Source organism: Rhodococcus sp. H29-C3, from assembly GCF_030063405.1.
GTDB lineage: Bacteria > Actinomycetota > Actinomycetes > Mycobacteriales > Mycobacteriaceae > Rhodococcoides.
In genome coordinates, this window is record NZ_JASITC010000003.1 from 27,521 (window position 1) to 45,896 (window position 18,376).

General features: G+C 62.3%; 18 protein-coding genes. 15 read left to right on the plus strand and 3 right to left on the minus strand.

The annotated features are described in order from the left end of the window. The first annotated feature begins 213 nt into the window (after window positions 1–213). The 5 genes from dnaK to QMK32_RS07410 all read left to right on the plus strand — a co-directional run bounded on the left by dnaK (window position 214) and on the right by QMK32_RS07410 (window position 5,184). Window positions 214–2,058, plus strand: coding sequence for a molecular chaperone DnaK (gene dnaK / locus QMK32_RS07390; RefSeq protein WP_283474069.1), 1,845 nt, complete (start codon window positions 214–216; stop codon window positions 2,056–2,058). Further along, the gene (gene grpE / locus QMK32_RS07395) at window positions 2,055–2,708 is read left to right on the plus strand and encodes a nucleotide exchange factor GrpE (RefSeq protein ID WP_283474070.1); all 654 of its coding nucleotides are present in this window, start codon (window positions 2,055–2,057) and stop codon (window positions 2,706–2,708) included. Before dnaK ends, grpE begins: the two co-directional genes overlap by 4 nt. Window positions 2,709–2,739: 31 nt before the next feature. After that, the gene (gene dnaJ, locus QMK32_RS07400; protein ID WP_283474072.1) at window positions 2,740–3,924 is read left to right on the plus strand and encodes a molecular chaperone DnaJ; all 1,185 of its coding nucleotides are present in this window, start codon (window positions 2,740–2,742) and stop codon (window positions 3,922–3,924) included. 92 nt (window positions 3,925–4,016) lie between these two features. Continuing rightward, window positions 4,017–4,367, plus strand: coding sequence for a heat shock protein transcriptional repressor HspR (locus QMK32_RS07405; RefSeq protein ID WP_269301773.1), 351 nt, complete (start codon window positions 4,017–4,019; stop codon window positions 4,365–4,367). A gap of 70 nt (window positions 4,368–4,437) precedes the next feature. Further along, window positions 4,438–5,184 (plus strand): FAD-binding oxidoreductase, encoded by a 747-nt coding sequence (locus tag QMK32_RS07410; protein ID WP_283474073.1) that lies wholly within the window; start codon window positions 4,438–4,440, stop codon window positions 5,182–5,184. Window positions 5,185–5,234: 50 nt separating this feature from the next. Here QMK32_RS07410 and QMK32_RS07415 read toward each other — a convergent pair whose 3' ends face one another. Continuing rightward, window positions 5,235–6,050, minus strand: a complete 816-nt coding sequence (locus QMK32_RS07415; protein ID WP_283474074.1) for a crotonase/enoyl-CoA hydratase family protein — start codon at window positions 6,048–6,050, stop codon at window positions 5,235–5,237. Window positions 6,051–6,127: 77 nt separating this feature from the next. Between QMK32_RS07415 and QMK32_RS07420 the strand changes: the two genes are divergently transcribed. The 3 genes from QMK32_RS07420 to QMK32_RS07430 all read left to right on the plus strand — a co-directional run bounded on the left by QMK32_RS07420 (window position 6,128) and on the right by QMK32_RS07430 (window position 9,302). Next, window positions 6,128–7,762 carry an acyl-CoA synthetase gene (locus QMK32_RS07420; RefSeq protein ID WP_283474075.1) on the plus strand — a complete coding sequence of 545 codons (1,635 nt, stop codon included), beginning with the start codon at window positions 6,128–6,130 and terminating at the stop codon, window positions 7,760–7,762. 6 nt (window positions 7,763–7,768) lie between these two features. After that, the gene (locus tag QMK32_RS07425) at window positions 7,769–8,884 is read left to right on the plus strand and encodes an NAD(P)H-dependent flavin oxidoreductase (protein WP_283474076.1); all 1,116 of its coding nucleotides are present in this window, start codon (window positions 7,769–7,771) and stop codon (window positions 8,882–8,884) included. Between the two features lie 178 nt (window positions 8,885–9,062). Continuing rightward, entirely contained in the window at window positions 9,063–9,302 is a 240-nt protein-coding gene (locus tag QMK32_RS07430) for a hypothetical protein (protein ID WP_283474077.1), read from the plus strand. Between the two features lie 138 nt (window positions 9,303–9,440). On the opposite strand, the gene QMK32_RS07435 is transcribed toward QMK32_RS07430, so the two are convergent. Then, window positions 9,441–10,532 (minus strand): acyl-CoA dehydrogenase family protein, encoded by a 1,092-nt coding sequence (locus QMK32_RS07435; protein ID WP_283474079.1) that lies wholly within the window; start codon window positions 10,530–10,532, stop codon window positions 9,441–9,443. 19 nt (window positions 10,533–10,551) lie between these two features. Beyond that, window positions 10,552–11,730 carry an acyl-CoA dehydrogenase family protein gene (locus tag QMK32_RS07440; protein WP_283474081.1) on the minus strand — a complete coding sequence of 393 codons (1,179 nt, stop codon included), beginning with the start codon at window positions 11,728–11,730 and terminating at the stop codon, window positions 10,552–10,554. 227 nt (window positions 11,731–11,957) lie between these two features. Here QMK32_RS07440 and QMK32_RS07445 point away from each other — a divergent pair, with 227 nt between their 5' ends. The 7 genes from QMK32_RS07445 (at window position 11,958) to QMK32_RS07475 (ending at window position 18,375) form a co-directional block, all read left to right on the plus strand. Continuing rightward, window positions 11,958–12,146 carry a ferredoxin gene (locus QMK32_RS07445; RefSeq protein ID WP_136170066.1) on the plus strand — a complete coding sequence of 63 codons (189 nt, stop codon included), beginning with the start codon at window positions 11,958–11,960 and terminating at the stop codon, window positions 12,144–12,146. Between the two features lie 42 nt (window positions 12,147–12,188). Next, a complete protein-coding gene (locus tag QMK32_RS07450; RefSeq protein WP_283474083.1) occupies window positions 12,189–13,118 on the plus strand; it encodes a 3-oxoacyl-ACP reductase in 930 nt (309 codons plus the stop codon). Window positions 13,119–13,489: 371 nt separating this feature from the next. Next, window positions 13,490–14,254, plus strand: a complete 765-nt coding sequence (locus QMK32_RS07455; RefSeq protein ID WP_283474085.1) for an MlaE family ABC transporter permease — start codon at window positions 13,490–13,492, stop codon at window positions 14,252–14,254. Between the two features lie 13 nt (window positions 14,255–14,267). Continuing rightward, a complete protein-coding gene (locus QMK32_RS07460) occupies window positions 14,268–15,119 on the plus strand; it encodes an MlaE family ABC transporter permease (RefSeq protein ID WP_283474087.1) in 852 nt (283 codons plus the stop codon). A 7-nt stretch (window positions 15,120–15,126) separates the two neighbouring features. Next, window positions 15,127–16,290: an MCE family protein gene (locus QMK32_RS07465; RefSeq protein WP_283474089.1), complete on the plus strand. Its 1,164-nt coding sequence runs from the start codon at window positions 15,127–15,129 to the stop codon at window positions 16,288–16,290. Continuing rightward, the gene (locus QMK32_RS07470; protein WP_283474092.1) at window positions 16,287–17,318 is read left to right on the plus strand and encodes an MCE family protein; all 1,032 of its coding nucleotides are present in this window, start codon (window positions 16,287–16,289) and stop codon (window positions 17,316–17,318) included. The genes QMK32_RS07465 and QMK32_RS07470 overlap by 4 nt, the downstream gene beginning before the upstream one ends. Beyond that, on the plus strand, window positions 17,305–18,375 hold the full coding sequence (locus QMK32_RS07475; RefSeq protein WP_269301370.1) for an MCE family protein: 1,071 nt from the start codon (window positions 17,305–17,307) through the stop codon (window positions 18,373–18,375). The genes QMK32_RS07470 and QMK32_RS07475 overlap by 14 nt, the downstream gene beginning before the upstream one ends. Window position 18,376 lies beyond the last annotated feature (1 nt).

An 18,376-nucleotide genomic window follows, 5' to 3' on the forward strand; every position in this document is an offset into this window, starting at 1 on the left:
TCGATCCTGCGCCGTGACGGCACTGCCGTCACGGCGCAGTCGTGTGTGTAGGAAGGCGCCGGGAACAAATTCTGCGCATCCTCCGTTAACCCTTTCGACAGCCTTGAGTGGATGAGGCTCAAGTCCAGCTTGACGAAATAAAAGTTGTCTTGCAGACTTGAGTGCAGTTCACTCAGCTAGGCATTTTCCACAGCAATAACAGGAGGAAACATTATGGCTCGTGCGGTCGGTATCGACCTCGGGACCACCAACTCGGTTGTGTCCGTCCTAGAGGGCGGCGAGCCGGTTGTGGTCGCCAACGCCGAGGGATCACGCACCACACCGTCGGTCGTCGCCTTCGCCAAAAATGGTGAAGTGCTCGTCGGCCAGCCCGCGAAGAACCAGGCGGTCACCAACGTCGACCGCACCATTCGCTCCGTGAAGCGTCACATCGGCACGGACTGGAACGTGGAGATCGACGGTAAGAAGTACACGCCACAGGAGATCAGCGCGCGCACGCTGCAAAAGCTGAAGCGCGACGCCGAGGCCTACCTGGGCGAGGAAATCACCGACGCGGTCATCACCGTGCCCGCTTACTTCGAGGACGCGCAGCGTCAGGCAACCAAAGAAGCCGGCCAGATCGCCGGCCTCAACGTCCTTCGCATCGTCAACGAGCCCACCGCGGCTGCACTCGCATACGGCCTGGACAAGGGCGACAGCGAGCAGACCATTCTGGTGTTCGACCTCGGTGGCGGCACGTTCGACGTCTCCCTGCTCGATATCGGCGACGGTGTCGTCGAGGTCCGTGCAACCTCGGGCGACAACCACCTCGGTGGCGACGACTGGGATGAGCGGATCGTCACCTGGCTCGTCGACAAGTTCAAGGCTCAGAACGGCATCGATCTGACCAAGGACAAGATGGCCCTTCAGCGTCTGCGTGAAGCTGCCGAGAAGGCGAAGATCGAACTGTCCTCCGGGCAGAGCACGTCGATCAACCTTCCGTACATCACGGTCGACGCCGACAAGAACCCGTTGTTCCTCGACGAGCAGCTCAGCCGCTCGGAGTTCCAGAAGATCACCTCCGACCTGCTCGATCGCACTCGTGCGCCGTTCCAGGCAGTGGTCAAGGACTCCGGCATCGCCGTCAAGGACATCGACCATGTCGTACTCGTCGGTGGTTCGACGCGTATGCCTGCGGTCTCCGAGCTGATCAAGGAACTGTCCGGTGGACGCGAGCCCAACAAGGGCGTCAACCCGGACGAGGTCGTGGCCGTCGGTGCTGCACTGCAAGCAGGCGTGCTCAAAGGTGAGGTCAAGGACGTTCTGCTCCTCGACGTCACACCGCTGTCCCTCGGTATCGAAACCAAGGGTGGTGTGATGACCAAGCTCATCGAGCGCAACACCACCATCCCGACCAAGAGGTCCGAGACCTTCACCACTGCTGACGACAGTCAGCCTTCGGTACAGATCCAGGTCTTCCAGGGTGAGCGCGAGATTGCCTCGCACAACAAGCTCCTCGGCTCCTTCGAGCTGACGGATCTGCCACCGGCCCCTCGCGGTGTGCCCCAGATCGAGGTCACCTTCGACATCGACGCCAACGGCATCGTGCACGTCACGGCCAAGGACAAGGGCACCGGCAAGGAAAACACGATCAAGATCCAGGACGGCTCCGGCTTGTCCAAGGAAGAGATCGACCGCATGGTTGCCGACGCGGAAGCTCACGCCGACGAGGACAAGGCTCGTCGCGAAGAGGCCGAGGTACGCAACCAGGCCGAGTCCCTCGTTCACCAGACGGAGAAGTTCGTCAAGGACAACGAGGACAAGGTCGACGCAGAGCTCAAGGGACGCGTCGAATCGGCAATCGAAGAGGCGAAGTCGGCTCTGAACGGTAGCGACATCTCGGCAGTCAAGTCTGCTGTGGAGAAGCTGTCCACGGAGTCGCAGGCTCTCGGTACCGCCATCTACGAGGCTCAGGCCAACGAGCAAGGCGGCGCTGAGGGTGCGGCTCAGGCTGCTGACGACGGTGTCGTCGACGCCGAGGTCGTGGACGAGCCCGCCGACGACACGGACAAGAAGTGACGCCCCGCGACAGCGATCACGATCTGCCTAACTCCGAGCAGGAACCGGTCACTTTCGTGGACAAGCGAAAGATCGATCCCGAGACCGGTGAAGTTCGGGAAGGCGACGCAGTTCCGGAGCCCCTAGTGGGCACCGGGGCTGCGCCCCAGCCCGGCTCGGTGGACGAAGGGGATGTCGAGGTAGAGGTGGTTGAGGACGTGCGCGATACACAGATCGCGGAACTCACCGCCGATCTGCAGCGGGTGTCGGCAGAGTATGCCAACTACCGTCGTCGGACCGACCGCGAGAAGCAGGTAGGAGCGGAGAACGCGAAAGCGTCCGTCGTCTCCCAGTTGATTCCCGTGCTCGACGATCTCGAGCGGGCACGCCAACACGGGGATCTCGAGACAGGGCCTCTCAAAGCACTGTCGGACAAGCTCGCCAGCGTCTTCGCAAACATCGGTCTCGCTGCTTTCGGCGCCGTCGGTGACAAGTTCGACCCTTCGGTTCACGAAGCTGTGTCCCATGAGGGTGAAGATCACGATCCGGTAATCGGAACGCTCATGCGTGCGGGTTACAAGCTCGGCGATCGCGTCCTTCGGACTGCGATGGTCGGTGTGGTCGATGATGCGTCACAAGATTCGGGAGCCGATGCTCCCGAGGGGCAGTAAACAAAAATAGCGCGAGAGGAGGAAACGCCCGGTGAGCCAGCGGGAGTGGATCGAGAAGGACTTCTACAAGGAACTGGGCGTTTCTTCCAACGCGTCCACAGACGAGATAAACAAGGCGTACCGGAAGCTGGCCAAGGACAACCATCCTGACGCCAATCCAGGAAACACCGAGGCCGAGCGTCGCTTCAAGGCGGTCAGTGAGGCCAAGTCGGTTCTCATCGATCCGGCGAAACGTAAGGAGTACGACGAAGCACGTCGACTCTTCGCTTCCGGTGGATTCGGCCAGGGCGGAGGCGGATTCAGCCCCGGTGCGGGCGGATTCGGCGGGGGTGGCGGCGGCCAGACCTTCGACGTCGGCGACATCTTCGGTCAGGCCGGCGGCGGCGACGGCGGAATCGGCGACATCTTCGGTGGACTGTTCAACCGCGGTGGGACGCAGCAGCGCCCCGCAGGCAACCGTCCACGACGAGGCAGCGACGTCGAGACCGAGACCACTCTCGGTTTCCGTGAAGCCACGCAAGGTGTCACTGTTCCCCTGCGACTCACCAGCCCGTCCTCGTGCACCACCTGTCACGGCAGCGGTGCGAAACCAGGAACCAGCCCGCGCGTGTGCCCCAGGTGCAACGGCGCAGGCGTGGTCAACCGCAACCAGGGCGCGTTCGGGTTCAGTGAGCCGTGCGACGACTGCCGCGGAAGTGGTTCGATCATCGACGATCCGTGCCAGGATTGCCGCGGTACCGGAGTACAAAATCGCACTCGCACCATCACCGTGCGTGTCCCGCCCGGAGTGTCCGACGGCCAGAAGATCAGGCTGGCGGGCCAGGGTGAAGCCGGTCTGCGTGGGGCGCCCTCGGGCGATCTGTATGTCACCGTCCGGGTTCGACCCGACAAGGTCTTCGGCCGCAGCGGCGACGATCTCACCGTCACGGTGCCGGTCAGCTACGGCGAACTGGTCCTCGGGGCCACGCTGTCGATCCCGACCCTCGACGGCCGAGTCGGCGTCAAGGTGCCACCGGGCACGGTCGACGGACGTGTGCTGCGTGTTCGTGGGCGAGGAGTTCCCAAGAAGACCGGAACCGCAGGTGACCTGATGGTCACCGTCAAGGTCGCGGTACCGCAGAAACTCGACGATCCCGCCATCGAGGCACTGCACGCTTATCTGGAAGCCGAGAAGGCCAGCGGATTCGACCCGCGGGCCGGGTGGGCAGGTGCATAGTGACACTGCCTCCCATACCTGGATCGGGTCATTCCGCAGGCTCCACTCCTGGTCCGGGCCCCGGCCCCGGCCACGCTGACCCCGACGCCCAGGTGTTCGTCATCTCGGTCGCGGCCCAACTCGCAGGCATGCACGCGCAGACCCTGCGTACGTACGACCGTTTGGGGTTGGTGACGCCGCACCGCACTACCGGCGGGGGACGGCGTTACTCGCCGCGGGATGTGGCGCTGCTCCGTGAGGTGCAGAGGTTGTCGCAGAACGAGGGTGTGAACCTGGCAGGCATCAAGCGGATCATCGAGCTGACCAATCAGGTGGAGGCGCTGCAGACCCGCGTCACTGAACTTGCCCATGAGTTGGCGAACGTGCACGCGAGCTACCGACGCGATCTCGTTCCAGTACAACGCAGCGCCTTGGTCGTATGGAAACCGCGACACCAACGCTGAGCCCCCTGTCGAAGTACGGAAGCTATCGGCTGATCGCGCACAGGCGGTGAGACCGCTTATCCTTGACGGCATGCAGACGTGGAACGCAAAAGTGGTCCAGTACAACCGACTACGCAACGACTTGGCCGTCGTTCGTCTCGTCGGGGACGCCGTTCCATTTCGAGCCGGACAGTCGGTTGAGGTCGTGGTGCCGCAGAACGCAACCCTGCCTCGACGGTATTCCTCAGCGCTTCCGCCGTCGCTGGACGGCAAGCTCGAATTTCATGTTCGAGCAGTGCCGGCGGGCTGGGTCAGTGGGTCGATCGTCAACGAGACCCGACCGGGGGACGTATGGCAACTCCGCAATCCGGGCGGCAATCTTCACATCGACGACTCCGGTCGAGATGTCGTCATGATCGCCGGAGGAACCGGGCTGGCGCCGCTGCGTTCGCTCATCCTGGACCTAGCGCGTCGGCCGTCGCCACCTCGAGTGACGTTGTACTTCGGTGGTCGATCGCCCAGTGATCTGTATGCCGCGGATCTGTTGTGGATCCTTGCGTCCGAACTGCCCTGGCTGAAAGTCGTGCCAGTGGTGGATCAATTGGCGGACCCATGGGCGCCGGACAGGTGGCACGAGGCCATCAATGCCCACGTCGCGGACCCTGACGCGAAGTTCGGGGCGAAGCACTGCTGGGAAGGCAGCCTAGCCGACGTCATCGCCGTCCAGGAGCCCTTCGACCGTCATCAGGTTCTGGTGTGTGGTTCGCCTGGCATGGAAGCTGCGACGCTGTCGGCACTGGTCGACAACGGAACCCCGATGGAGGCGGTCCAGCGCTGACTCGAGCGGAAGCACTCGGCTCTCGGATCCTCGTGGTTGCGGGTGGGGCGCTACCGCCCTTCGAACACCGGGGCCCGCTTCTCGGCGAAAGCCCGGGGCCCTTCCTTGGCGTCGTGGCTCTTGAATACCGCTACTCCGAGTTCGGCGTCGATCTTGAACGCCTCTTCCTCGTGCAGTCCCTCGGTGTCTCGGATGGTCTTGAGTATCGCCTGCACGGCGAGCGGGCCGTTCGCGGCGATGAGTTCGGCGAGTTCGAGTGCCTTCTCCAGTGCCTGGCCGTCGGGGACCACGTGGCCGATCAGCCCGATCTCCTTGGCCTCGGCAGCGCGAATATGCCTTCCGGTCAAAAGGATGTCCGCCGCGATCGTGTACGGGATCTGCCGGACGAGCCGCACTGCGGATCCGCCGAGTGGGAAGAGCCCCCATTTTGCTTCGGAGACACCGAACTTGGCGCTTTCACCTGCAACGCGAATATCGGTGCCCTGAAGAATCTCGGTACCGCCTGCAATGGCGGGGCCCTCGACGGCTGCGATGAGCGGCTTGGTAAGCCTGCGGCCTTTCAACAGTGCCTCGATCTTCGACAGATCCCACCCGCCGCCGCTGAAACGGTCACCTGGGTGTGAGCTGGTCATTGCTTTGAGGTCGGCGCCCGCGCAGAATGCGCCGCCGGCGCCGGTCAGGATGGCGACCCGAATATCGGGGTCGGCATCGACGCGATCCCAGGCGTCACGCATGATGGCCATCATCTCGCCGCTCAGTGCATTGCGCGCTTCGGGTCGGTTCATCGTCACGATGAGGACGTGGCCGCGTATCTCCACGAGTGCGTGCGGTGATTCCGTTCCGATTTCCGGCGCGCTCGACGTCACTGTGGCTACCTCGCTCTTGTGATTTCAGTCTCAGATTGGCTATTGCCAGAAACGATAACACGTTCTACTTTTAACGCGTGGCCCTAAATATCGCAGACCTCGTTGAGCATGCAATCGACCTTGTTCCCGACCGGATTGCCCTGGTGTCGGGAGACCGGGAGATCACCTACGCGCAGATGGAAGACAGAACCAACCGGCTAGCGCACTACCTGCAGAAACAAGGCGTCAAGCCGGGCGACAAGGTCGGGGTGTACAGCCGCAACGGTATCGAGACGATCGAGTCGATGGTCGCTATCTTCAAGATTCGCGCAGTCGTGGTCAACGTGAACTACCGGTACATCGAGAACGAGTTGCAATACATCTTCCAGAATTCGGACATGGTCGCACTCGTTCACGAAGCTCGCTACTCCGACAAGGTCGCTGCTGTCCTGCCGACGTGTCCCCTGTTGAAGACGATCGTCGTGATCGACGGCGCGAAGGGCCAGGTCTCCTACGAAGACGCGCTGGAGAGTTCTTCCCCCGAACGCGACTTCGAGGAACGTACCAACGACGACATCTACATGCTCTACACCGGTGGAACCACGGGCAGTCCCAAGGGCGTCATGTGGAGGCACGAGGACATCTGGCGTGTGCTCGGCGGTGGCATCAACTTCATGACGGGCGAATACGTCGAAGACGAGTGGGACATGGCCAAATTAGGTGCCGAGAATCCGCCGATGACGAGAATGCCGATCCCACCGATGATCCACGGCGGGGCGCAGTGGGCCACGTTCCAGAGCCTCTTCGGTGGCGGAAAGACCGTGCTGCACCCCGATTTCGAGGGCCACGCCATGTGGCAGCAGGTCGACAAGTACGGCGTCAACCTCATTTTCATCACCGGCGATGCGATGGCACGACCGATGCTCGACGCGCTCATCGAGGGACGCCCGGATGGCAAGCCCTACGACTTGTCTTCGCTCTTCCTGATAGCCAGCAGCGCAGCATTGTTCTCACCCAGCATCAAGGAAAAGCTTCTCGAACTGCTTCCCAACCGGATGATCACCGACTCGATCGGATCTTCCGAGACCGGTTTCGGCGGACTGTCCATCGTCGCCAAGGGCGCCGAACACACCGGTGGACCGCGGGTGAAGATCGACGCCTCGACGATCGTGCTCGGTGAAGACGGCCATCCCGTCGAGGCAGGCTCGGGAGTCAAGGGCCTGCTGGCTCGGAGCGGGCACATTCCGGTCGGATACTACAAGGACGAGGTCAAGACGGCCGCGACGTTCAAGGAGATCCACGGCGTCCGATACTCGATTCCCGGCGACTACGCCAGAGTCGAAGCCGACGGCAGCGTCACGATGCTCGGTCGTGGCTCGGTCTCGATCAATACCGGTGGCGAAAAAGTGTTCCCGGAAGAGGTCGAAGGTGCGCTCAAATCGCACCCCGACGTCTTCGACGCCATCGTCGTCGGTGTACCGGACGAGCGGCTCGGCCACAAGGTCGCTGCCGTCGTGCAGACCCGAGGCGCACATCGTCCTAAACTCGCAGACCTCGATACCGCAGCACGCAAAGAGATTGCGGGATACAAGATTCCGCGTGCGGTGTGGTTCGTCGACGAGATCAAGCGTTCGCCGGCCGGCAAGCCCGACTACCGGTGGGCATTGAGTCAGACCGAACAGCGCCCGGCCGACGAGACCTCCGCGTCGCGTCTCGCCGGCGCAGAGAGCTAGGCAACCATGCATACCGATCTTTCGGAAAAGTTCGGAATAGAATTTCCGATCTTCGGCTTCACTCCGTCCGAACATGTCGCTGCGGCGATCAGCCGAGCCGGCGGACTCGGTGTGCTCGGCTGTGTGCGGTTCAACGACGCCGAAGAACTCGACGCGGTGCTGACCTGGATGGATGAGAACACCGACGGTAAGCCGTACGGTGTCGACATCGTCATGCCTGCGAAGATTCCTACCGAGGGCGCCTCGGTGGACTTGAACGAATTGATTCCGGCCGAGCATCGAGCGTTCATCGATCGGACGCTCGACCAACTCGGTGTGCCGCCGCTCGACGACGATGCGGCACGAAACGAAGGGGTGCTCGGCTGGCTGCACTCGGTGGCCCGATCGCACGTCGACGTCGCGTTGAAGCACCCGATCAAGTTGATCGCCAACGCACTGGGCTCGCCGCCGAACGACGTGATCGTGCAGGCACACGAGCATGGCGTACCGGTCGCAGCGCTGGCAGGTACGGCGGAACACGCGCGCAGGCACATCGAGAACGGTGTCGATATCGTCATCGCTCAGGGGTATGAAGCTGGGGGTCATACCGGTGAGATCGCTTCGATGGTGCTGCTGCCCGAGGTCGTCGATGCGTTGGGCGACTCGGGTGCAGTCCTTGCGGCAGGCGGAATCGGCAGTGGACGACAAGTAGCGGCCGCGCTGGCGCTCGGCGCCCAAGGTGTCTGGATGGGCTCGATGTGGCTGACTGCGTCCGAGTATCGCCTCGGTGCACGCGCGGAGGGTAAGCCGTCGACGATGCAGGAAGCGTTGTTGACGGCGACGTCGAGCGATACGGTTCGAACGCGCATCTACTCGGGTAAACCCGCGCGTTTGCTCAAGACGAAGTGGACCGAGGCGTGGAACAGCGCCGAGGCCCCGGACCCACTACCGATGCCGTTGCAGAACATCTTGGTCAGTGAAGCCCATCAACGAATCAACAACGCCGACAATCCCGATGTGGTGGCCATGCCGGTGGGACAGATCGTGGGCAGGATGAACGAGATTCGGGCGGTCGCGGACATCATCGCCGATTTGGTGGGCGGATTCGAGGAAGCGGTCAGCAGGCTCGACAAGATTCGCTAGACAACTCGGCGGGCTCGGGTAACCATGGGTGGGCCCGCCGAGTGGTGTTGCGGGGGAGTGTGTGTCGAGGCCGATAAGTTCCGTTGTCGCCGGGTGGGGGCGCTCGAGGCGAACAACGGGTTCCGAGCCGACTAGTGTTGGGTCACACACGAATGAACGAACCGAATGGAGACTCGTAGTGGCTTCCGCGATCGCAGCAGGCGACCTGGTCCAGGCGAACGGGCACGCCGGCCCGTGGAAAGTGCTGGAGATCCGACAGGGTCTCGCACTTTTGGAACATCACGGTGGCCATCGACTCTCGGTGCGTACCACCACACTGTCGGTGGTCCGCAAATGTTCTCCTGTGGGAGAGTCGGAGTCCACGGGTTCCTCGGCAGCAGTGGCCGACGAGCAGCCGTCACCTACTCTTTTCGACTGACCGGCCCTCAGGGGGACAGTTCGAGCTCGGTCCGTAAATTGTTGCGGGGCACGCTATCTCGGAGTCCGATCGCCCTCGAACCAGGGCCGTTTCGGTGTCGCCCGACCTGGCATGTAGTAGGCCGGGCGACAGTCCGAATCAGGCAGGCACGTCGGCCAGAGCGGAACCGAGACGGCGCAGCTGAGCGGTGGCATGTCCGTAGGCGAACTCCGCCCGCTTGGCGACGAGGAAGTATCGGTGCACCGGATGATCGCGATCGAGCCCGACACCACCGTGGATGTGCACCAGCGTGTGCGCGACGCGGTGTCCCGCGTCGGCTGCCCAGAATTTCGCGACCGCAACATCTTCGTCACCGTTGTTGCCTGCAGAGAGGCTCCACGCAGCCTTCCAGAGCGTCAACCGGGCGCCCTTGACGTCGATGTATCCGTCGGCCAACCGCTGTGCGACAGCTTGAAAGCTGCCGATGGGCTTACCGAACTGAACGCGTTCACGGGCGTACTCGGCGGTAAGCCGAAGCGATTCCTCCAGGACTCCGACCTGGTATGCGCAGGTTCCGAGCGTGACGCGTGCCAGAACCCAGCGCGCGACGTCAGGATCTGCGAGCAAGCGTGTCGAGTCGACCTGCACCGAGTTCAATTCGAGAACTCCGATGCTGCGGTTGTCGACGCCTTGCTGGGGTAGGACCGTGACGCCGGGGTCGTCCGCGCGAACGAGGAACGCGCCTGCGATGGTCGTGACGAGGAAGCCGTCGGCGACGGGTGCACTGTCGACGCCGATCTTGGAGCCGGTCAAAGTCCAGCCGGTGTCGGTTCGGTCTGCTCGAGTCAACGGGTCGAGCGGTTCGCCGTGCTCTTCATCGATTGCCAGCGTGAGGATCGAAATCCCGGCAACGGCTGGGGCTGCCCACTCGGTCCGCTGCTCGTCCGAGCCGAACCGGGCGATCGCCGCGGCGACCGAAGTACTTGCCACGAACGGGACGGCGGCAATGCCTCTTCCGAGTTCGATGGCGATCGACGATGCTTCCAGCTCGCCGTAACCGTCGCCGCCGATGGACTCGGGTGCGGTAGCCGACAGAAGGCCGCCGGAGATCAGCGCATCCCACAGGGCGCGGTCGATGCTGTCCGGGTTCGAATCGAGCTGTCGCTGAACGTTGTTCGTGCTGTATTTGGTGACGATGTCTTGGGCGAGCCCGGCGAGATCGCGCTGAGCCTCGGTGGTGGTGAAGTCCATTTCATTCTCTCCCGAAAAGTCAGCGTGCAGATGCGGGCAGGCCGAGCGCGGTCATGCCGATGATGTCGCGTTGCACCTCGTTGGTGCCGCCGCCGAAGGTGAGGATCAACGAAGAGCGATGCAGCCTTTCGAGTCGACCCTGCAGTTGGGCACCAGGCGAGCCGCGCCGGAACGTGGCGGACGGTCCGAGGATTTCCATCATCGTGCGGTATGCCTCGGTTGCCAGTTCGGTGCCGTACACCTTGTTCGCCGACGCGTCGGCCGGGCCGGGGGTGGAGCTGGCGGCGGTGATTTCCCAGTTCAGCAGTTCGAGGTAGGACGCCTTCGCGTGTACCCGAGCGAGTGCGATCTGCACCCATTCCTGATCGATGATTCGAGTGCCGTCCGGCTTCTTGGTGTTCTGCGCCCACGCACGGACCTCACGGAGAGAGGCGACCAGAGGGCCGGCCGAGGTGAGAGCGACACGCTCGTGGTTGAGCTGGTTGGTGATCAGCGACCAGCCGCGGTTCTCTTCGCCCACGAGTGCGGTCTTGGGTACCCGCACATCCTGGTAATAGGTCGCGCTGGTGTCAGGGCCTGCCATCGTGTGCACCGGAGTGGTGGAGAAACCGTCGGCGTCGGTGGGAACTATCAGCATGCTGATTCCGCGGTGCTTGCGAGCCTCGGGATCGGTACGGCACGCGAGCCACACGTAGTCGGCGTACTTGATGAGCGAGGTCCACATCTTCTGGCCGTTGATGACGTAGTCGTCGCCGTCGTGCACTGCAGTGGTGCGCAGAGCTGCCAGGTCGGTGCCTGCTTCCGGCTCGGAGTAGCCGATCGAGAAGTGCAGATCGCCTGCCGAAATACGCGGAAGGAAGTACGCCTTCTGCTCGGGCGTGCCGAACGCCATGAGAGTCGGCGCGACACTGTTGATGGTCAGGAACGGAACCGGCGCCCCCGCAGTGGCGGCTTCGTCCGTAAAGATGAGCTGGTCCATAGCCGAACGTGCCTGGCCACCGAACTCGGTAGGCCAGCCGAGCGCGAGCCAACCGTCGGTACCCATCTGTTTGACTACATCGCGGTAAACGGTGCCCTCACCGTACTCACCGGACGTCGAGCTCAGGGCCTCGCGGCGCTCAGGAGTGATCAGGGTGGCGAAGTAGGCGCGTAATTCGGCGCGCAACTCGGCCTGTTCCTCCGTATACATGATCCGCATATCAGTGGTCCTCTCGTGCCCGGAATCTGCAACAAGTTCATGGCGAGTCGACGTCGGAATCCGTGCGTCACCCTCAGGTAAGTCGAATCATTGCACATGGGGTGGAACAGGTTCTAGTCTTGAGGGATAAGCGGCCCGTCGGCCGGGTGTGCGGCCTCGAACCGAGGACAAACCGCGATACACGAGCGCCGACGCGGCCACATCACTAGTGAAAGTGGGTATCGACGGTGCTCGAGGTGGATTTCGATCGGTGTGAAGCGAACGGCGTTTGTGTAGGTGTAGCACCCCAGGTGTTCGACCTCGACGACGACGACCAACTGGTGGTGTCCGATACCGCGGACCTGCCCGAGAACAAGGCGGACGTGGACGAGGCAATAGCGGGTTGTCCGCGAGCCGCGCTGCGGTGGAAGGGATAGCTTGCTTGCCACAAACATAGAACACGTTCTACAGTCCGGAACGTGAACGACGAAGAGGTACGAATCGACGGCAGAGTAGCGCTCGTAACAGGTGCTGCGTCCGGACTCGGCCGCGCGGAGGCCATCGGCCTCGCGCAGGCGGGTGCTGACATAGTGCTCGGCGACATCGCTTCGGGACCGGCCGCGGACGAGACGATCGCGGCGATCGAGGCGACGGGCCGTCGGGTGGTCTTCGTGCCGGGCGACGTGAGCGAACGTTCCACTGCCGACGCCATGTTCGCGGCCGCGCAGGACAAGTTCGGCCGCGTCGACATCGTCGTCAACAACGCTGGAATCGTCCGAGACCGCATGCTGTTCAACATGTCCGACGACGACTGGGACGCAGTCGTTCGGGTACATCTGCGCGGACACTTCCTGCTCACGCGCAACGCGGGCGCTTACTGGCGGGCCGAGTCGAAGAAGTCGGGTGCACCGGTCTACGGCCGGATCGTCAACACCTCTTCCGAAGCAGGTCTGCTGGGGCCGGAAGGGCAGGCCAACTACGGCGCAGCCAAGGCAGGAATCACTGCGTTGACGCTGTCGGCATCGCGGGCGTTGTCACGATACGGGGTTCGCGCCAATGCGATCTGCCCACGGGCCCGTACGACGATGACCGAGGCTGTCTTCGGGGACGCCCCAACCGCCGGGGTCGATCCGTTGGCGCCGGAGCATGTTTCGACGTTGGTGACCTACCTGTCCTCGCCCGCCTCGGACGCCGTCAACGGCCAGGTCTTCATCGTCTACGGGCCGATGGTGGCTCTGATGGCTGCCCCCGTCGTCGAGCAGCGGTTCGATGCAACTTCGGATGCTTGGACGCCGCTGTCTCTCGGGACCGAGCTGAGTACGTACTTCGACGGCCGTGATCCTTCCAAGACCTTCTCGGCCGGCGCGGCTCTCGATCTCGACGCTTCCGAGGTCACGGTCGGTTCATAGCTTTTCGATTTCGGCCACATCACCGACCATGTCGGGCGAAGATGATGCGGGCACGTAGGTTTCGATGTGGCGGGTGTAGAACTAGAACTTGATCTAGTTTTACACCCGCTTCGTCGCGGTGAAGCTTCCGCTTCTAGTGGCTGAGAGGGCCCCTTGGATGTACCGAATTCTGGACACCTGGAAGCGAAAACGACTTTCTTGCAATGTAAGTGAACAGAAGGGCCGTACGCGATGTGTGCGACACTCACGCGTGATTCGAACCGCCCACTATCGAGATCGGTCGATTCTTTGACTACTGAACGTGTTCTAGTTAACATGAGCTGGACGGCCATGACCTGGATCACAGTGCCGCATGCATCGAGGGAGGTTCCATGAACGACGTTCTACTCGTGCCACTTCGTGCGGTGGGCGCTTTCTTCGACATGTCGTGGTACACCCTGCGTTCGGTGTTCCGCCGGCCGTTCCAGCGTCAGGAGTTCATCGACCAGGCGTGGTTCATCGCCCGCGTGTCGATGGTCCCCACCGTCCTGGTGGCAGTGCCGTTCACCGTGTTGGTCAGCTTCACCATCAACATCCTTCTCCGCGAGATCGGTGCAGCCGACCTCAGTGGGGCGGGCGCTGCTCTTGGCGCTGTCACGCAGGTCGGGCCCATCGTCACGGTGCTCATCGTCGCTGGAGCAGGCGCGACGGCAATCTGCGCGGACCTCGCCGCACGCACCATCCGCGAAGAGATCGACGCGATGCGGGTGCTCGGCATCAACCCGATCCACCGCCTCGTCGTCCCGCGAGTACTTGCTTCGACGGTCATCGCTCTGCTGCTCAACGGCTTGGTGAGCACCATCGGCATTCTTGGTGGCTTCGTGTTCTCTGTCTTCCTGCAAGGTGTCAACCCGGGGGCTTTCGTCAACGGCATCACGCTGCTGACGGGCTTCGGTGAACTCATCACCTCACAGGTCAAGGCTGGTCTGTTCGGTATGATCGCCGGCCTCGTAGCGTGCTATCTCGGGTTGAACGTACGCGGTGGAGCCAAGAGCGTGGGCGATGCAGTGAATCAGACCGTCGTCTTCGCGTTCATGGCGCTGTTCGTCGTCAATGTCGTAGTCACCGCCGTCGGTATCAAATTGACAGCCGGATGAGGGGGATCTAGAGATGGCTCTCGTTGCAACCGGCCGTTTTCCGATGGTGCGTAAGCGCATCGGTCGCACATCAGGGGCGGTGGACCGCCTGGGAGAACAGGCGATCTTCTATCTCCGTGCGCTCGGGTATGTTCCGCGCGCCGCCGTTCGCTACAAAAAAGAGACACTCCGACTCGTCGCCGAGATCAGCATGGGGTCCGGGGCGCTGGCCGTCATCGGTGGAACAGTGGTCATCGTCGGTTTTTTGACGCTGTTCGCTGGTGGAACCATTGCCGTGCAGGGTTTTTCGTCGCTGGGTAACATCGGGGTCGAGGCGCTCACCGGCTTCTTCGCCGCCTTCATCAACGTGCGCATCGCCGCGCCGGTCATCGCGGGAATCGGGCTTGCAGCCACCATCGGCGCCGGTTCTACGGCGCAGTTGGGCGCCATGCGGGTCGCCGAGGAAATCGACGCACTGGAATCGATGGCAATTCCTTCGATCCCGTACCTGGTCAGTACGCGAGTGCTCGCCGGCATGGTTGCCATCGTTCCTCTCTACTCGCTTGCGGTCATTGCCTCGTTCATCGCGAGTCGCTTCGCCACGGTGGTGCTCTTCGGCCAGTCTGCGGGCGTCTACGACCACTACTTCGACACGTTTTTGATACCGACGGACATTTTGTGGTCCTTTGCCCAGGCCATAGTCATGGCTCTCGCGGTGATGCTGATTCACACCTACTACGGCTTCACTGCCAGCGGCGGTCCGGTCGGCGTCGGGGTGGCCGTCGGAAACGCGGTCCGCGCCTCGCTCATCGCGGTCGTGACGGTGACCTTGTTGATCTCGCTGGCCATTTACGGCAGCTCCGGCAACTTCAACCTGTCGGGATAACGGGAACATGGACAATTCGATTACCAAGAAACTTGCGGCTGCCGGACTTGTGCTCGGTTTGGTTGCCATCACGGCGTTCGCGCTGATCACGTTCGCCGGCGGATTCACCAGCACGGTTCCGGTCACCGTCACCTCGGCGCGCGCTGGACTGGTGATGGATCCGCAGGCCAAGGTCAAGCTTCGCGGCGTCGAGGTCGGCCGGGTCGGGTCGATCTCGCAAGAAGACGGGATGGCTCGCCTCGACCTGGATCTCAATCCGTCGATGCTGTCGCTGATCCCGTCGAACGCTGCGGTCGAGATCAAGTCCACGACGGTGTTCGGCGCCAAGTACGTCAATTTCGTCGTCCCGGCCGACCCGTCGAGCCAGAGCATCGAGGCCGGCGCCGTCATACCCGCGGACAGCGTCACCGTCGAGTTCAACACGCTGTTCCAGCACCTGTCAGAGGTCCTTCAGAAGCTCGAACCCGAGAAGCTCAACGCCACCCTCGGCGCGGTGTCCTCGGCGCTGCGCGGCCGCGGTGAACAACTCGGGTCGCTACTCGAGGACACCGATTCCTATCTGAAGACAGTGAATCCGAGTCTTCCGGCATTGCAACGAGATCTATCCGCGGCAGCGATCGTCACCAACGTCTACGCCGACGCGACCCCGGACCTCATGCGGGTACTCGACAACGCAAGTGACACGGGCAAAACCATCGTCGAGGAACAAGCGAACCTCGATCTACTCCTGATGAACGTGACCGGCCTTGCCGATACGGCAACTCAGGTACTGAGCGAGAACCAGCAGCCACTCGAGACCGCGCTGTCGACACTGACCGACACCACGACGCTTCTCGATGAATACTCACCCGCAATCTCTTGCTTCCTGGTCGGGCTCAACAAGGGACGGAAGCAATTCGGGCCTCTGGCCGGTGCAGGAGACAGCGCCTCGCTCATGCTCAGCGCGAGCTTCGTGCTAGGTGATCCGGCGTACACGGTCGAGAAGGATCTACCCAAGATCGCGGCCAGTGGTGGCCCCAACTGTTACGGGTTGCCCGACTTCGACCCGAAGAAGGCCCATGCACCGTTCGTCGTCGCGGACACCGCCGACGTGCCCTATGTGCCCGAGACTCAGCCTTCCGTCAACGTGCCCACCATCTTCCAATTCCTGTTTGCGGGGGCGTGGCCATGAGAAGTAATACGATAAAGCTTTCGATCTTCGCGCTGGTCATGGTGGTGATCTTCGGTGCTTTGGCTTTGGTGTTCAGCCAATATCGGTTCGGTAGCACCGACTCCTACCATGTCGTGTTCAGCGATGCCTCAGGACTCCAGTCGGGTGACAAGGTTCGTATCGCAGGAGTTCCCGTCGGAGCGGTCAAGGGTGTGGACGTCGGCGATGGGAACCTCGCCGAGGTCGAGTTCGACGTCGACTCGAAGCACCGCCTACTGACGAGCACCGCAGCCACCGTCCGATACGAGAACCTCGTCGGCGACCGGTACCTGGAGCTCCTCGAAGGTCCCGGAGGGATCGAGGAACTCGACAGTGGCGGCACGATCCCGGTGAATCAGTCTTCACCCGCGCTCGATCTCGACCTGCTGCTCGGTGGCTTCAAGCCGTTGCTGCGAGGCTTGGATCCTCAACAGACCAACGATTTGTCCGCGGCGTTGCTCGCGGTCTTGCAAGGTCAGGGTGGAACTCTCGTCTCGCTTCTCGGCAACACGAGCTCGTTCACCAACACTCTCGCGGACCGCGACCAGTTGATAGGCGATGTCATCACCAACCTCAACGCTACTCTCGGCACGATCGACCGTCAGGGGACTCAGTTCGAGACCACCATCGACTCATTGCAGCAACTCGTCAGTGGCCTTGCTCAGGATCGAGACCCGATCGGTGACGCCATCCCGCGCATCGCCGGGGCGACAGGTGATCTGGCCGGGCTTCTCGAGGCGACGCGTCCCGATCTGCAGTCGATGATCGCTGCCGCGAACCGGACCGCAACCCAGCTGGACCTTGGAAAAGACAACATCGATCAGGTGCTCACTCGGCTGCCGAGCGACTACAAGAAGCTGATCAGAACCGGATCGTACGGTAGCTTCTTCCAGTTCTACCTCTGCTCCAACACGTTCAAGATCTCAGGCCCCGAGGGGTCTCCGACGCTGCTCGTCCCGACGGCGGTTCAGGATACGGGGAGGTGCGCAAACATCAATGACGTCAACTAAAGCGGATAAATCACCCAACTTCATTCACGTCGGGGTCATCGGCGTCGTATTGTCCGTCTGCATCGTGGTTGCTTCGTTGCAGTACGACCGCCTGCCGTTCCTGAACGGCGGCATCAACTATTCGGCCAACTTCACCGATGCGGGCGGCCTGATGGTCGGCGACGACGTCACGGTCTCCGGAGTCAACGTCGGCAGAGTGGAGCAGATCGCCCTCTCCGACCAGGAAGTTCGCGTCGAGTTCACGGTGCGCGAGAACATCGAACTCGGCGAGGCCACTGCTGCGGCCATCAAGACCAACACCATCCTGGGCCGCAAGTCCTTGAAGGTCTCACCCGATGGGCCCGGTTCCATCGATGTCCACGACACCATTCCGTCCTCTCGCACCAACTCCCCGTACTCGTTGACCGATGCATTGGGAGACCTGAGCACGACCGTCTCCGACCTAGACACCCAGCAACTCGGCGATGCCATGAACGTCTTCTCGGATACGTTTTCGAATACGCCGCCGGAATTGCGGACCGCGCTCGACGGCGTCACCAGGCTTTCGGAGAGCATCAACTCCCGTGACGAGAGCTTGCAGCAGTTGCTCGAGCGTGCCGAGAGCGTGACCGGAATCCTCGCTACCCGCAGCGATCAGATCAACCAGTTGATTCTCGACGGCAACGACCTGTTCGGCGAACTCGATCGCAGGCGCACCGCGATCAGCCAGTTGATCACCAATATTTCCTCGGTGTCTCGCCAGCTCACTGGTTTGGTCCAGGAGAATTCGGCTCAGATGGGTCCAACACTCGAGAAGCTCAATTCGGTGGTGGCGGTACTACAGAAGAACAACGACAACATTGCCGGCGCGCTCGATGGCCTCGGGCCGTATATCAGCGCCCTCGGTGAAGCGGTGGCGAGCGGGCCGTTCTTCAACGCCTACATCCAGAACATCCTCCCGAGCTCGTGGTGGAAGACGGTCGTGGACAGCGTCGTCGCTCCGGAACAGTTGCCTGGCACTTTGCAGGATCTGCTCCCAAAGAATTCGCCACCCATCCTGAAACCTCCGGGGCAATGAC